Below are 15,250 nucleotides of genomic sequence, written 5' to 3'. Positions count from 1 at the left end.
CCCGCATGGCGAGACAATCCGTTTTCGTATTCCTGCTCATCGGGTTCGCGGTCGTCGGCCTGGTCGGAATGGCCTGGTCGCCGGCCTGGTACCTGCTATTCATCATCGTGCCGCTGCTGGCGCTTGGCATCCGCGATGCCATGCAGACCAAGCACACGGTACTGCGAAATTTTCCGATCATCGGTCACTTCCGCTACCTGATCGAACATTTCCGTCCGGAGATCCAGCAGTACCTCATCGAGAGCAATCTCGACGCCTACCCGGTCGAACGCGAGTATCGCGCCCTGATCTACCAGCGCGCCAAGGGTGAGCTCGAAACCCGGCCCTTCGGAACGCAGCGCGACGTCTACCGGCCCGGCTACGAGTGGGCCGCGCACGTAACCACGCCAGCGCCCATGCTGGAAGAAGAACCGCGCATCGACATCGGCGGCAAGGACTGCAAGCAGCCCTACTCCTCTTCACTGCTCAACATTTCCGCGATGAGCTTCGGCTCGCTCTCACCCAACGCCGTCGAAGCCCTCAACAAGGGCGCGGCCGAAGGCGGGTTCGCACACAACACCGGCGAAGGCGGCGTTTCGCGCTATCACCTGCATGGCGGCGACCTGATCTGGCAAATCGGTTCGGGTTACTTCGGCTGCCGCACGGCCGAAGGGAATTTCAATGCGGACCGCTTCGAGGAAGTGGCCACCGGCGACAGCATCAAGATGATCGAACTGAAGCTCTCGCAAGGCGCCAAACCGGGCGCCGGCGGCATCCTGCCGGGGTCGAAGGTCAGCCGTGAGATCGCCCGGGCGCGTGAGGTGGAAATCGGTGAAACCTGCATCTCGCCGCCGGCCCACAATGCATTCTCCACACCTCTGGAAATGATGGAGTTCATTGCACAACTGCGCGAACTGTCCGGTGGCAAACCGGTGGGCGTGAAGTTCTGCATGGGCCGGGTCAGCGATTTCCTGGCGATGTGCCGCGCGATGCTCGATACCGGCATCCGACCGGACTTCATTACCGTCGACGGCGGCGAAGGCGGTACCGGCGCGGCCCCGCTGGAGTTCACCAACTCGCTGGGCATGCCCAAGCGCGATGCGGTCGTCATCGTCCACGACATCCTCACCGGCACCGGCCTGCGCGACGATATCCGCATCATCTGTAGCGGCAAGATCCTGAGCGCATTCCACATGATCCGGACCCTGGCGCTCGGCGCCGACGGATGCAACAGCGCCAGGGCGATGATGTTCGCGCTCGGCTGCATCCAGTCCCTGAGCTGCAACAACAACACCTGCCCGACCGGCATCACGACCCAGAATCCCTCGCTGGTGCGCGGCCTGGTGGTCGACGACAAGGCACCACGCGTCGCCCGCTTCCACAAAAAGACCATCCAAGGGCTCATCAAGATGCTCTCGGCCATGGGCTTGAGCCATACCGACGAGATCCGGCCGGAGCATATTTATCGCCGATCCGGCGAACTCAGCGTCGCAACCTATGCCGATCTCTACGATTTCCTCGAACCGGGACAGTTGCTCGAGGAAAACAACGGCAAGGGTTTGTTCAGTGATGCCTGGAGAAGCGCGCGGGCCGATCGCTGGACGTGATCGCGACCTCGCCCTGGCGGACGGCTTATTGAGAGTCACGTCCGGGTGGTTGGCCCCTTGATGGTTGGTGCCATCGCACATTGTGCGGACTTCGACACGTCAACTGCGGTTTCGCCCGGCTTGCTTCGCAAGCACTTTTGGCGAGCAACTTTTGTCAGTTACGACAAAAGTAGCCAAAAACGCTCTTAAGACCAGGCGGTGAGTCCGCAGGACTAAAGATCAATGGGGCTTCACGGAATGTTGCTCGTGCCTTCGCTCCTGCTCGGTCGAATTGAGTGGCGTCTTCGGTAAGGATCGGGCGTAGCCCACACCCAAACGGTACGACTTCGAAGGAGGCCAACTTCCTTCACCGCGGGGACAGGATTGGGCTAAAGGGCCATAGCGTCGAATGTGGGCGCCTTGGCGCCGCTGTTGGCGTTTAACGAGGTCGTGGCAGTCGGTCGGGCCACGCCAAGCCTTGAGTCGAGGCCTGAAAGAATCCGGTCGGGTACGAACAAAGCCCCAGTCTTAATCCTGTGAAGCCACTCGGCTGGAAGGTTCCTGAGACGTATCCGTCTGTCTTTTAAGCGCGCTTTTGGTTACTTTTTTCGCGCGAGAAAAAAGTAACTCGCCGCAAGAGCCTGCGAAGCAGGCCGGGCGAAACAGCCTTTGAAGTGTCGAAGCCCGCACCGCGACCGGTGACACCAAACCAAAAAACACCCCCGAATCGGCAATTAACTTCTGCATCACTGCATCAAAGTTATGATCCGAATGAATAAACAACAAACATGAGGCATTCATCATGGCAACACGAGCATACGGCGCGGAATCGGCAACATCGGAAGTGGCTCCGCTTGATATCGAGCGTCGCAGTCCTCGTCCCGACGATGTCAGCATCGAGATCGAGTATTGCGGGATCTGCCATACCGATATCCATTTCGTGGAGAACGACTGGGGCATGACCGACTACCCGGTTGTCCCCGGGCACGAGATCGTTGGCCGCGTCACAGCCGTGGGCAACGATGTGGACGGATTCAAGGTGGGCGACCGCGTGGGCGTCGGTTGCCTGGTCGACTCCTGCCGGGAGTGCCAGGCCTGTGAAGAAGGCCTGGAGCAGTACTGCACCGGCGGCAACGTGCTGACCTATAACGGCCAGGACCTGCACGACGGATCGAAAACGTACGGCGGCTACTCGGAGAATATCGTGGTCAGCGACCGCTTCGTCGTTCGCATCCCCGACAACCTGAATCCGGCCGCCGCGGCACCGCTGCTGTGCGCTGGTATCACCACCTACTCGCCGTTGCGGCATTTCGGCGTGGGTGAAGGCGATCGCATCGGCGTGATCGGCATGGGCGGACTGGGGCACATGGGCGTCAAGCTCGCCCGGGCGCTCGGTGCGGAAGTCACACTGTTCACCCGCTCCAGCGACAAGGCCGCCGAGGCCAGGCGCCAGGGTGCACATCACGTGATCGTCTCCACCGACGAAAGCCAGATGGAGGCCGCCGCAGGCCGGTTCGATTTCCTGCTCGATACCGTCCCCGTCGCTCACGACCTCAACCCCTATATCGCAACGCTCAAGCACGACGGCATTCACATGCTGGTGGGCATGCCAGAGCCGGTCGACCCGCCGCTGGATGCCGGGGCATTGATCTTCGGCCGCCGCGCACTCGCCGGATCGCTGATCGGCGGCCTGCCCGAGACTCAGGAGTGCCTGGACTTCTGCGCCGAACACGGGATCGAGTGCGATATCGAGATGCTCGACATCGGCAACATCAACGAGGCCTACGAGCGCATGAAACGCGGCGACGTACGCTACCGCTTCGTCATCGACATGAAGAGCCTCAAGGCGGCCTCCCAGGGAGCCTCTTGAACAGCCTAGGGGAAATTCCCTATAGGGCCGGACCAACAACCGGTGCTACGTTCTACCGATACCCATATCGGTGGAACAGGTCATGCCTCATGCACCAGTTGTAAGCGCGGGAAAACGGGGAGCCACGCGGTTATGTGCGGTGTGCCTGTGGCTCCTCGCCGCCCTCACCAGCGCAACCGCTCTATCAGCCGAGGCACAAGCAGCCTCCCGCGACAACCTCATGGAAGGAACGGTCGACGGCGAGGAAGTGCGCTGGCGCGTGCCCTCCGACGAGTCGATCCGGGCCGCCACTTACACCAACATCGTGCCTGGCGTGCACCGAATCACCGTAAACGCCTACCGCGACGAGCGGAACGCACGAGAAGGATCGCTCGCACTGGAACTCGTGACACGTCCGGAGGAAGGCATTCGTGTCAGCGAGATCCTGTATTTTCCCTTCGCCGAGACCCATCCGCGATTCAGCTACACCCCGCAATTCGGCGAGATCGACTTCGAAACGACCGGACTCGACTTCGGTGTCGACACGGGCCGACTGACCGGACAGCTCGAAGCTGAGCTCTTCTACCACCAGAGCGCGAGCACGCAACCCATTCCGCATCGAACCAGCCGGATCGAGCTGGACTTCGACCTTGAACTCACTCGCGACTGAAGCGGAGGAACCGAAAACATGAACAAGGGGCACCCCACTCTCGAAATGGTCCTGCTACTGGCCGCCTTCCTGGCCCTATCGGCCCTTCCCCTGCTGGCGACAGAGTCGGCATCACAACCCTCGGGCGAATCCGCCAGTACCGCACGCCTGCTCGAGTTCCGGCTTCAGGGAATCGATCGTCAGGCCGCGGAGCTGGCCGAGCAGGCGCAAATCTACCTCGACAATCCGCCGCGTGAATACGATCTCTACTTTCGCGACGCAGTCATCGTTGACGCGTTCATGACCGCGTCTGTCGACAACCTGGAATCCGCCATCGGCACGCTTGCCGACCGGTTGGTGGACGGCACTGCATCGTCCGATTCAGGGGACGCTGACGAGTTGCTGGCGGAGCAGGTTAGCCAACTCGAGCACACCTGGACGACGTTCCGTCAAGGCCTGGAAAAGCAGCTTGGTGTTGATCCCGAAATGCCGCGTCTGGAGTGGGGCTATGAGCATATCGCCGAAGGCGTTCCCGAGATTCGGCAGTCGATCGACCGCTTGAGTGCTTCGCTGGAAGAAACACCCAGCACCGGCAGCGCATCGCAACCTGACCGACTTCACCTGATCGCATTCCTGGCCGCGCTGGCGCTGGCCGTGATCGCCCTGCTCCGCTACTGGATACTCACAAGGCAGTAGTCGCCGTCAGGAGGCGGAGTCGACCACCTTGAACTCCAGCCCCGCGTGCTGGGTGAGTCGCTCGAGCAGCCGCTCACCAAGCGCGGTCGACGGCGTCCAGATGCCGCCGGGGCAAGCGTCGGCCGGCAGGTCGCGTGCCAGTGCCAGTGCGGTTTCACCGAGCATCTTCGAAGTCGAGCCGTAACCGGGGTCCCGATCGCCGCTGACCGATACGCGCAGCGACTGATCGTCGCCGGCGTTGCGGCCGTCAATCACGATCTTGAAGAATCCGGCCTCGCGCTGCTCGGCCGAGGGCCCCTCACCGGGTTTGGGCAGCACCATTTTCTTCAATAACGATCGGGTCGGACCGAGAGCGGCTCCGAGGGCGAAAGCGCCCATGCCCAGCGAAACCGAAGTGGCTTTCATGCGTCCGGAGAACCCGCGACCGGTCATGACTGCCTCGTCGTAGCGGAAGTCCCTGCCATAGCTGTGCCCGGACAGGGCATTGGCCTTGAGCACGACGCGGGTATTGATGGCCGCCATGATGAAAGGCGCCGTCCACACGTTGAAAGCCGAATCGAAATTCGCGCCCGAAACATAGGGCTGACGCTCGCCCTCGCGCGCTTCTGGCGGGCACAGCGCATACGGGTTCTTGAGCACGCGGGCTACTTCCTTGTCGCGACGCGCCTCCTCGACGATATTCAGCATCGACGCGTAGGTGCCGCCGCTCAAACCGCCCTTGGCTGCCTTGACCCGCATGCGTACGCGGCTCAAGGGCTTACCGAGTCGCTCGGCCGCCTCGCGCTGCAAGAACCATACGCCCATGTCCGAAGGGATCGAGTCGAAACCGCAGCAGTGGACGATTCGTGCCCCGCTTTTCGCAGCCGAATCAGCATGAGAATCGAGCATGCGCCGCATCCAGGGGACCTCGCCGGAAAGATCACAGTAGTCGGTGCCGTTTTCGGCGCAAGCGGCCACCAGTTCGGAGCCATGAAGCGCGTAGGGGCCGACCGTAGTGCAAACCACGCGGGTGCGCTGCACCATGGCATCCAGGGATTCGCGGTCATGACTGTCGGCAATGACCAGGGGAAGGCCCGCGGCCGTCTCGCCCAGTTCGATGCGGATCTTTTCGAGTTTCTCTCGGCTGCGCCCGGCCAGGGCCCAATTGAGCTCGCCACCGACACCGTGGCGCCGCAGCAAATGCTCGGCCACGAGACGGCCAGTAAAGCCGGTTGCGCCCATCAGGACAATATCGAATTCGCGCTCGCTCATGATCTCCCCGTTCCAGAATGGCTCACGGTCGACGATAGCATGCCGCCGGGAATCAGGCGTGTTCGTCCAGCCCCAGGTCCAGGCAGGGTGCGGAATGCGTGAGTTTGCCGATCGAAATGATATCCACACCGGTTGCCGCGATCGCAGCGATCGCATCGAGCGACACGTTGCCGGAGGCTTCCAGTGTCACTCCACGCCCCCTGCACCGCAACACTGCCTGCTTGAGTTCGGCGTTGCTGAAATTATCCAGCAGGATGCTTTCAGCACCGGCGTCGAGGGCTTCGTCGAGTTGGTCGAGCGTGTCGATCTCCACCGCGACACGCACCATGTGACCGGCGAAGCCCCGGGCACGGCGGACGGCCTCGCTCACGCTGCCGACCATGGCAACGTGGTTGTCCTTTATGAGGATGGCGTCATCAAGGCCGAAACGATGGCGGGCGCCGCCGCCGACGGTGACGGCCTGCAGCTCCAGGGCACGCAACCCGGGCGTGGTCTTGCGCGTATGCGCAACGCGCGCATCGGTGCCGGCCACGGCATCGGCGTAGCGCCGGGTCAGCGTGGCGATGCCGCTCAGACGTCCGAGGAAATTCAACGCTGTGCGCTCGGCGGTGAGAATGGCCGCGGCCGGGCCCCGGACCTGGGCAATGACGGTGCCGGGTTCCAGCCGGTCGCCGTCGACTTCCCGCCATTCGATCTCGATGTCCCGATCAACCTGCGAGAAGGTCTCCGCGGCCGCTTCGACACCGGCCAGCACCCCGACCTGGCGCGCAACCAGCCGGAACTGGCCGCTGGCCTCGGCCGGAACCGTTGCCCGGGTGGTGATATCGCCGCGGCCGCCGAGATCCTCGGCCAGGGCGCGGGAAACGATTTCGGAAACGACGTTTCCGGGCAGCGTGTCGCTCATCATGTATTTGTTCCTCGCATTTCGAACGGTCGGTGCATGGCGTGCGCCTGCACTGTCGCCGGACAGCCGGTGTTCGCCTCTGCGGCGGGATCAGGATAGTCGGTCCGGAAGTGTGCCCCCCGGCTTTCGCGCCGTTCGAGGGCCGCTGTCGCAATCAGGCGGGCAACAAGCAGTTCATCACCAGAATCGCCGTGGGACTCCAGTTCATCGACGACCTCCAGTAGTTCAGCCAACCCGTCGGCATCGCGCTCAACACCGGCATGGGCCGACATGGCGCGGCGCAGGCGCTCAAGCGAATCGGGCTTCAGGCCGGGCGGGAATTCCGACCTGCGGCAGGCGGGCGGGCCCGAAGTCGCATCGACCAGCGCCTCGCCGGCCAGCGAGCCCATCACCAGCGCTTCGGCCAGCGAGTTGGAAGCCAGGCGGTTGGCGCCGTGGGAGCCGGTGCGGCTCACTTCACCGACGGCGAACAACCGGGCTACATCCGTTCGCCCGTCCAGGCCGGCGGCCACACCGCCCATGTGATAGTGAGCGGCGGGCGCGATCGGAATCGGCTGACGCCTCGGGTCGATTCCGGCCGTCATGCAGGCGCTGAACACCGCGTGGAATCGCTCTGGAAACGCATCGCCCACCGCTTTGGTGGCGTCGAGAAAGGCACCCGCGCCGGAGCACACCTGGCGATGGACGGCGCGTGCCACGATGTCGCGAGGCGCCAGCTCGGCGTCGGAATGCACGGCGGGCATGAATCGTTGGCCCTGCCGGTCGACCAGGACAGCCCCTTCACCGCGCAGGGCTTCGGTCGCCAGCGGCGCGGGATTGCGCCCGACTGCAATCGCCGTGGGATGAAATTGCACGAATTCCGCATCGCGGATGGGCGCACCCAGGCGAACGGCCCAGGCCAGGGCCTGACCCCGGTTGCCAGGCGGGTTGGTCGTCAGCGCATAGAGACCGCCGACACCGCCGGTAGCCAGCACGGTGGCACGGGCGGCCAGGGTTTCAGGGGCGTTGCCACCGCCTTCGACGACAACCCCGCCGCATCCCCCGCCCGCGTCCGGTACAAGACCGCACACCCGGCTGTGCTCTCGCACGGTTATGTGCTCGGCCCCGGCCACCGCGCGGGTGAGCGCATCGACGATTGCGGCACCGGCCCGGTCACCACCCACACGGGCAATGCGGGCCCGCCCGTGTGCAGCCTCGCGCGACAGGGCCCAGCGGCCATCCCCACAATGTTCGAAAGGCACACCCAGGCGTTCGAGGGCGCGGACCTGGTCGATAATACGGGTCGAAAGTTCGGCTGCAACGGCCTCATCGACCAGGCCGGCGCCGGCCCTCAGGGTATCGGCCGCGTGCTGTTGCGGACTGTCACCCTCGCCCAGGGCAGCGGCGATGCCGCCCTGCGCCCATTCAGTGGCTGACTGGCGTCCCAGGGCGCCGGCGGTCAGCACCAGCACCGGCGCCGGCGCGGCCTTCAAAGCCGTCCAGAGGCCGGCAATGCCGGAGCCGACCACGATGATCGGCAGCGAGTTCACGGTTGGTCAGACGCGCACGTACTCGGCGCCGCGTTCGGGCTTCGAGGTATCGAAAGCCGGCGGCCTGCCGGCGTGCGGCAGGTCGAGCATGGCCTGGAGACTGGCACGGGCGCGCCCGGCGATTTCGGCCGGCACGTCGATCTCGAAACGCAGGAGGCGCAGGGAGTCGTAGATTTTCTTCAGTGTGATGCGCTTCATGTGCGGGCACAGGTTGCAGGGACGAATGAACTGCGTGCCCGGATTGGCCACGGCGACGTTATCGCTCATGGAACACTCCGTAATCAGGATGGCCTTCTTCGGCCGATGCTCGGCGACGTAAGCCGACATCGCGCCGGTGGATCCGGCGAAATCGGCCGCTCCCAGCACCTCGGGCGGGCATTCCGGATGCGTGATGATCATTGCGTCGGGATGCTCGACTCGCAGCTGCTCGATCTCGTTGCGGGTGAATTTCTCGTGCACCTCGCAGTCGCCCTTCCAGGTCAGAATGCGAATCCCCGTCTGGCTGGCCACGTTCTTCGCCAGGTACTCGTCGGGGATCATGATGACGGTATCGCTGCCCCACTGCGCAGCGACGGCCTCGACCACCGGCACGGCGTTGGAAGATGTGCAGCAGATGTCCGACTCGGCCTTCACCTCGGCAGAAGTGTTCACGTAGGTCACGATCGGGTAGTCCGGGTAGGCAGCCCGAATCCGGCGCACGTCCTCGCCGGTAATCGAGGCGGCCAGCGAACAGCCGGCTTCAAGATCGGGAATCAGCACGGTCTTGTCCGGCGAGAGTATCTTGGCGGTTTCGGCCATGAAGTGCACGCCGGCCTGGACGATGACGTCCTGCTCTGTCTCGGCCGCCACCTGGGCCAGCCGGAGCGAGTCCCCGGTGATGTCGCCGACGCAATTGAAAATCTCCGGCGTCATGTAGTTGTGCGCCAGGATGACGGCGTTGCGCTCGGCCTTGAGGCGGTTGATGGCGTCGATCAACGGTGCGTGCAGCGGCCACTCGGCTTCCGGCACGACATCGCGGACCCGCTGGTAGAGCGCGTCCGTGCGTTCGCGTACGCCGGCGTCATAGACGAGCGCTTCGGCGTCCGGTGGCAAATCAACATTCAAAGGCATAATCCGCGTTTTTTCGCTTGATCCGGGAGGCGGTATGTTACCCGCCCTACGCCCTGATATGCGGGCATCGACTGCTCTCCACAAGCAAGAGGCCGGTAGAATGCCAGCATTCCTCAAGCTCAAGCATTTCCTCATGACCGCGCACCATTCCAACTCTGCTCTCGAGCAGGCAAACAGGCTTTTCGCCGCCGGCCAATCCCGTGAGGCGGAGCAATTACTGCGTGAAAGCCGCGACGATGGGGCCTGCGCCGCGGCCCTGCGCGACTACCTGTTGGCCGAACAGCGCGTGCCGGAAGCACTCGAACTCGCGCGAAACTCGCAGGAGCCGATCGACCGGGCGCTGTTGCATCACGCCGCGGGTGAGTTCGAGGCTGCGGCCGCACTCTGCCGCCAAGTCCTCGAACAGGTGCCGGAAGATCCTGCCGCCCTACTCCACCTGGCCCGCGCGATTCACAACGCCGGGGATCAGACCGGCGCCCTGGCTGCACTTCGTCGCGCAGTCGATCACCGGCCGGATTTCGCCGAAGGCTGGGCGGCGCTGGCGCATGCCCTGCGCGCAAGCGGGGACATCGCCTCGGCGATCAAGGCCTACGAACACGCGCTGGAACAGTCCCCCGGCCTGCGCCAGCCCCGCCTCGATCTGGGCATCACGCTGTTCAACAGCGACGACGCGCACGGCGCACTGGCCTGTTTCGAGGACTTGCTGGCCCGTGATCCGGACGACGGTGATGCCCTGGTTTACTCGGGCCTGGCACTGCAACTGCTCGGCAACCTTTCAGCGGCCAGGGATCGCCTTGAAAAGGCCGTGGCCGCGGCCCCGCAACACCCGCTGGCCCATCGTTTCCTCGGTGCGGTCTGCAATGAGCTGGGTGATGATGCCAGGGCCGTCGATCACCTCAAGAGGGCGCGGGCACTGACACCCGATGACCCCGATATCCAGGCCGAGCTGGCGGATGTGCATGAACTGTCCAACCGCCTCGACGACATGGAGCAGGCCGTCAACAGGGGGCTCGAACTGGCAGCGAATCACCCGCAGCTATTGGTCCAGGCCGCCCGCCTGGTCCGTCGGCGCGGCGACCCCCGTCAGGCGCTACAGCGGCTTCAGGCAATCGATCCCAACGCCCTGCCCCCGCGCCAGGCCCAGCAATACTTCCACGAGGCCTCGCTCAATCTGGATCGTATCGGCGAAGCCGACCAGGCGATGGAGGCCATGACGGTGGCCAACCAGATTACCGCCAATGAGCCGCGCGCGGCCGGCATCGACCGCAATGCCGCATTCGAGCGAATCGAGCGTATGCGGCACTGGGCCGAGCATTGGCAGCCGTCGAGTGATGACGCTCCAGGATGGGCCGGTGAAGGTGTCTGCTTCCTGATCGGCTTTCCGCGCTCGGGCACCACCCTGCTCGATACGATGCTCGACGCCCATCCGGACACGGCCAGCATCGAGGAAAAGCCCACCATGGAGCCAGTGGTCGAGAGGGTCCGGCAACGGCACGGCGGCTATCCCGAGGGCATCGACCGCCTGGGCGAGCCGGAGCTTGCGGAGCTGAGCCAGCGCTACCGAGAGAACCTGGCCGAATACCTGCCCGATGACCGCCGCCCCGAACTGATCATCGACAAGATGCCATTGCGCATCCTCGACGCCGCCTTCATCCGGCGCCTTCTGCCGCGAGCGACCTTCATCCTGGCGCTACGTCATCCCTGCGACCTGATCATCAGCAATCATATGCAGTTGTTCGAGGCCACCGACACGCTCATTCACACGACGACGCTGGAAGGCACGGTCCGGCTCTACGAAGCGGTCATGACGGCATGGGAAGCCATCGCCCCGACGGTTGCCGACCGGCTGACGCGCATTCGTTACGAAGATCTCGTGGCCGACCCCGAGGCAGAGCTGCGACGGATATGTGAATTTCTGGACCTTTCGTGGCATCCCGGCCTCGTCGACACGCAGCAACGCACACGAGAGCGCGGTCGTATTCGCACGCCCAGCTACCAGCAGGTCAGCGAGGACATCTACCAGCGTGCCGCCGGACGCTGGCATCGCTACCGAAGACATCTCGAGCCTTATATGCAGACCCTGGCACCCCACGCCGCCAACCTGGGCTATTCGATTGAATGAGCCTGACGCCGCCCGGCAGAGTTGCCATGGGCAGTGCGGGACTCGACAATAGTATGTTGACCGTTCATTTCACCTGGAATCCAAGATGCGTACGCGACTGACCGTCCTCCTCATTTCGTTTCTGCTCACCGGTACCGTTTTCGGCCAGGACGAACCACTCCGGCTCGAGCGCATCTTCTCCAGCCCCGATCTGGCGGGGCCAGCCCTGCGCCAGGCCGAACTGTCGCCGGCCGGCGACCGCGTAACGTTCCTGAAGGCGCGCGAGGACGATCGCAATCTCCTTGACCTGTGGGAGTATCACGTCGAGGACGAGACGATGCGCGTGCTCGTGGCTGCCGATGAAGTAATGTCCGGCGAGGTCGAACTCTCCGCCGCCGAGCAGGCCCGGCGCGAGCGCGAACGGATTGCCGACCTGCGCGGCATCGTCGATTATCGCTGGTCAGCTGACGGCCGCTTCCTGCTATTCCCCATCGGCGGCAATATCTTCGCGCTGGACATGGAGGCCGAAGAAAGAGCGGTACGGCAACTGACCGATTCCGAGGCCTTCGATACCGACCCGCAGATCGCACCCGACGGCCGACACGTGGCGTTCGTGCGTGACCGTGACCTGTGGCTGGTCGGCACCGAGGAAGGCGAAGCCCGGCCGCTGACCGACAGTGCGACCGAAACCATCGCCAACGGCGTGGCCGAATTCATCGCGCAGGAAGAAATGGGACGCTCGACAGGCTTCTGGTGGTCCCCGACCGGGCAGCACGTGGCCTTCCTGCAGATCGACGAATCGCCGGTCGAGGTCACGCGCCGCTACGAGGTCAATGCCGAGAGCATCGAAATGGTGGAACAGCGCTACCCCTACGCCGGCACCGACAACGTGACCTACCGGCTGGGCGTGATCGATATCGAGTCCGGTGACACCACCTGGATGGACCTGGGTGAGGAGACCGACATCTATATCCCGCGGGTCAAGTGGGTACCCAACGGCGAGCAGCTCAGTTTTCAGCGCCAGAGCCGCGACCAACAAACGCTGGAGCTGGTCATCGCCAACATCGACGGCGGCGAGTCGCGCACGATCCTGACCGAAACCAGCGAGACCTGGGTCAACCTGCACGACGACCTGCATTTTCTCAGCGGGATGCCGGCCTTTATCTGGTCTTCCGAACGCGATGGATTCCGCCACCTGTACCTCTACGACTACGAAGGCGAGGTGATCCGCCGCCTGACCGAGGGGAGCTGGCAGGTCGACAAGCTGGCCGGTGTGGACGAAGAAATGGGCATGGTGTACTTCACCGGGTCGGAGGTCTCGACAACCGAGAAGCACCTCTACCGCCAATCGCTGATCACCCGCTCACCGGAGGTCGTCAACCGGATTTCCCGGCGTTCCGGCTGGCACGAGGTCAGCATGGATGAAGATGCCCGCGTCTACGTCGACACTTTCTCCAATAGCCGGCAGCCCCCGCAGCTGTCCCTGCAGAATGTCGACGGCGAGCGCCTGGCCTGGCTGGTGGAGAACCGACTCGATGATGAGCATCCGTACGGCCCCTATCGCGACGGACACCAAGCGACGGAATTCGGGTCCATCGTTGCGCCCGAGGGCCATGAACTCCACTACCGCCTGATCCGGCCGACGGATTTCGATCCCGAAGAGAAATATCCGGTGTTCGTTCACGTCTACGGTGGCCCGACCCACCGCATGGTGACCGACAGCTGGTCGCGGCGAATGCTCATCGACCAGTACATGGCCCGCAGCGGCTACGTCGTGTTTTCACTCGACAATCGCGGCGTGGAGCGTCAGGGCAAGGCCTTCCAGGACGCCGCCCACCTGAAACTCGGCCAGGTCGAGATGCCCGACCAGATGGTTGGTGTGGACTGGCTGCGACAGCAGGATTTCGTCGATCCAGACCGCATCGGCATGTTCGGATGGAGCTACGGCGGCTATATGAGCCTGATGGCACTGGCCCAGTACCCGGGCGAATTCGCCGCCGGCGTTTCGGTCGCGCCGGTCACGGACTGGACGCTCTACGACACCCACTACACCGAGCGCTACATGGGCCGGCCGCAGGATCAGCCGGACGTCTATGAGCAGGGCAACGTCCTGACCTATGCCGATGCCATGACCGATCCGCTGCTGCTGGTCCACGGCATGGCTGATGACAACGTGCTTTTCACGCATTCGACTAAGCTCATGCATGAGCTTCAAAACCGTTCATATCCCTTTGAATTAATGACTTATCCTGGCGAGAAACACGCCATAGCCGGGGACGGTCCACGGCTGCACGTCTATCGCACGATCACCGATTTCCTCGACCGGCATTTGCTTGAGGGGGAAAGCGAGAATGGCGGAGACACGATGCAATGACGGAAATCGGCACGCCGTATTCGGCCACCGCGACACGGGTCATGCTGCTCGGAAGCGGCGAACTGGGCAAGGAAGTGGTCATCGAGCTGCAGCGACTGGGCTGCGAAGTCATTGCCGTCGATCGTTACGATCATGCACCCGCCATGGCCGTGGCCCATCGTCACCACGTCATCGACATGCTCGACCCCCAGGCCGTGCTGAGCATCGTCGAACTGGACCGGCCCCACCTCATCGTTCCCGAAATCGAAGCAATCGCCACCGACGCCCTCCTGCTGCTTGAGAACGAAGGCTACAACGTCATTCCCACCGCCCGGGCCGCCCACCTGACCATGAACCGCGAAGGTATCCGGCGGCTGGCCGCGGAAGAACTGGAACTGCCCACATCACCTTATCGATTTGCCGAATCGCGCGAGGAATACGAGCAAGCCGTGGCCGAAATCGGCCTCCCCTGCGTGATCAAGCCGATCATGTCCTCGTCCGGCAAGGGTCAGAGCCTCGTTCGACAGAAAGCCGACATCTTCCCGGCCTGGGACTACGCCCAGTCGGGCGGACGCAGTGGTGAAGGCAAGGTGATTATCGAGGGCTTCGTCGATTTCGACTACGAGATCACCCTGCTGACCGTGCGCCACGCCGACGGCACGCTCTTCTGCGAGCCCATCGGCCATACCCAGGAAGACGGCGATTACCGCGAGTCCTGGCAACCGCAGCCGATGAGCGAAGTCGCGCGCATGGAAGCCGAGCGGATTGCCGGGGCAGTCACCGATGCACTTGGCGGTCGGGGGATATTCGGCGTTGAACTGTTCGTCAAGGACAACGAAGTGTGGTTCAGCGAAGTGTCGCCGCGACCGCACGACACCGGCCTGGTCACGCTCATCTCGCAGGACCTCTCGGAATTCGCCCTGCACGCCCGCGCCATCCTCGGCCTCCCGATTCCGCATATCGTGCAACGCGGACCGAGCGCGTCGGCCGCGCTGCTGGTCGAAGGCGAGTCGAAATACGTGGTTTTCGAGAACCTGGACAAGGCCCTGGCCCGCCCCGACACCGACCTGCGCCTGTTCGGCAAACCCGAGGTTGCCGGCCGCCGCCGCATGGGTGTGACGCTCGCGCGCGGCGACAGCGTCGCCGATGCACGCCGCAAGGCGACGAAAGCTCGTGATGCCGTTGGCATCAAACTATGACATGACTTGGACTGTGGTCTGCGGTCTGTGCGCCTGACTACTGA

11 protein-coding genes are annotated in these 15,250 nt (G+C 63.7%); 7 read left to right on the top strand and 4 right to left on the bottom strand.

The window, feature by feature from the left end:
* The first annotated feature begins 5 nt into the window (after window positions 1–5).
* The 4 genes from ACDC66_RS10970 (at window position 6) to ACDC66_RS10955 (ending at window position 4,759) form a co-directional block, all read left to right on the top strand.
* A complete protein-coding gene (locus tag ACDC66_RS10970; protein ID WP_376696764.1) occupies window positions 6–1,586 on the top strand; it encodes an FMN-binding glutamate synthase family protein in 1,581 nt (526 codons plus the stop codon).
* Window positions 1,587–2,367: 781 nt separating this feature from the next.
* The gene (locus ACDC66_RS10965; protein ID WP_376696763.1) at window positions 2,368–3,435 is read left to right on the top strand and encodes an NAD(P)-dependent alcohol dehydrogenase; all 1,068 of its coding nucleotides are present in this window, start codon (window positions 2,368–2,370) and stop codon (window positions 3,433–3,435) included.
* A 139-nt stretch (window positions 3,436–3,574) separates the two neighbouring features.
* On the top strand, window positions 3,575–4,084 hold the full coding sequence (locus ACDC66_RS10960; RefSeq protein ID WP_376696762.1) for a hypothetical protein: 510 nt from the start codon (window positions 3,575–3,577) through the stop codon (window positions 4,082–4,084).
* Between the two features lie 18 nt (window positions 4,085–4,102).
* Window positions 4,103–4,759: a hypothetical protein gene (locus ACDC66_RS10955; protein ID WP_376696761.1), complete on the top strand. Its 657-nt coding sequence runs from the start codon at window positions 4,103–4,105 to the stop codon at window positions 4,757–4,759.
* Between the two features lie 6 nt (window positions 4,760–4,765).
* On the opposite strand, the gene ACDC66_RS10950 is transcribed toward ACDC66_RS10955, so the two are convergent.
* The 4 genes from ACDC66_RS10950 to nadA are packed head-to-tail and all read right to left on the bottom strand — an operon-like array spanning window position 4,766 to window position 9,547.
* Complete coding sequence (locus ACDC66_RS10950; RefSeq protein WP_376696760.1) at window positions 4,766–6,010, bottom strand: saccharopine dehydrogenase family protein; 1,245 nt, start codon at window positions 6,008–6,010, stop codon at window positions 4,766–4,768.
* A gap of 52 nt (window positions 6,011–6,062) precedes the next feature.
* The gene (nadC, locus tag ACDC66_RS10945; protein WP_376696759.1) at window positions 6,063–6,917 is read right to left on the bottom strand and encodes a carboxylating nicotinate-nucleotide diphosphorylase; all 855 of its coding nucleotides are present in this window, start codon (window positions 6,915–6,917) and stop codon (window positions 6,063–6,065) included.
* Entirely contained in the window at window positions 6,914–8,443 is a 1,530-nt protein-coding gene (locus ACDC66_RS10940) for an L-aspartate oxidase (protein WP_376696758.1), read from the bottom strand. The genes nadC and ACDC66_RS10940 overlap by 4 nt, the downstream gene beginning before the upstream one ends.
* Before the next feature lie 6 nt (window positions 8,444–8,449).
* Window positions 8,450–9,547 (bottom strand): quinolinate synthase NadA, encoded by a 1,098-nt coding sequence (gene nadA, locus ACDC66_RS10935; RefSeq protein WP_376696757.1) that lies wholly within the window; start codon window positions 9,545–9,547, stop codon window positions 8,450–8,452.
* A gap of 106 nt (window positions 9,548–9,653) precedes the next feature.
* Here nadA and ACDC66_RS10930 point away from each other — a divergent pair, with 106 nt between their 5' ends.
* The 3 genes from ACDC66_RS10930 (at window position 9,654) to purT (ending at window position 15,206) form a co-directional block, all read left to right on the top strand.
* The gene (locus ACDC66_RS10930) at window positions 9,654–11,675 is read left to right on the top strand and encodes a sulfotransferase (RefSeq protein ID WP_376696756.1); all 2,022 of its coding nucleotides are present in this window, start codon (window positions 9,654–9,656) and stop codon (window positions 11,673–11,675) included.
* Window positions 11,676–11,760: 85 nt separating this feature from the next.
* Window positions 11,761–14,028, top strand: coding sequence for a S9 family peptidase (locus tag ACDC66_RS10925; RefSeq protein WP_376696755.1), 2,268 nt, complete (start codon window positions 11,761–11,763; stop codon window positions 14,026–14,028).
* Window positions 14,025–15,206 (top strand): formate-dependent phosphoribosylglycinamide formyltransferase, encoded by a 1,182-nt coding sequence (gene purT, locus ACDC66_RS10920; protein WP_376696754.1) that lies wholly within the window; start codon window positions 14,025–14,027, stop codon window positions 15,204–15,206. Before ACDC66_RS10925 ends, purT begins: the two co-directional genes overlap by 4 nt.
* Window positions 15,207–15,250: the final 44 nt, after the last annotated feature.

The sequence above is a fragment of the Wenzhouxiangella psychrophila genome, assembly GCF_042310375.1.
GTDB lineage: Bacteria > Pseudomonadota > Gammaproteobacteria > Xanthomonadales > Wenzhouxiangellaceae > Wenzhouxiangella.
This window is presented reverse-complemented; position numbering and strand designations above follow the sequence as displayed.

Bases quoted from the DNA above. Each gene is read 5' to 3' on its own strand.
- purT (WP_376696754.1), top strand. From the start codon at position 14,025: ATGACGGAAATCGGCACGCCGTATTCGGCCACCGCGACACGGGTCATG.
- ACDC66_RS10970 (WP_376696764.1), top strand. From the start codon at position 6: ATGGCGAGACAATCCGTTTTCGTATTCCTGCTCATCGGGTTCGCGGTC.
- ACDC66_RS10930 (WP_376696756.1), top strand. From the start codon at position 9,654: ATGCCAGCATTCCTCAAGCTCAAGCATTTCCTCATGACCGCGCACCAT.
- ACDC66_RS10955 (WP_376696761.1), top strand. From the start codon at position 4,103: ATGAACAAGGGGCACCCCACTCTCGAAATGGTCCTGCTACTGGCCGCC.
- ACDC66_RS10925 (WP_376696755.1), top strand. From the start codon at position 11,761: ATGCGTACGCGACTGACCGTCCTCCTCATTTCGTTTCTGCTCACCGGT.
- ACDC66_RS10965 (WP_376696763.1), top strand. From the start codon at position 2,368: ATGGCAACACGAGCATACGGCGCGGAATCGGCAACATCGGAAGTGGCT.
- ACDC66_RS10950 (WP_376696760.1), bottom strand. From the start codon at position 6,010: ATGAGCGAGCGCGAATTCGATATTGTCCTGATGGGCGCAACCGGCTTT.
- nadC (WP_376696759.1), bottom strand. From the start codon at position 6,917: ATGATGAGCGACACGCTGCCCGGAAACGTCGTTTCCGAAATCGTTTCC.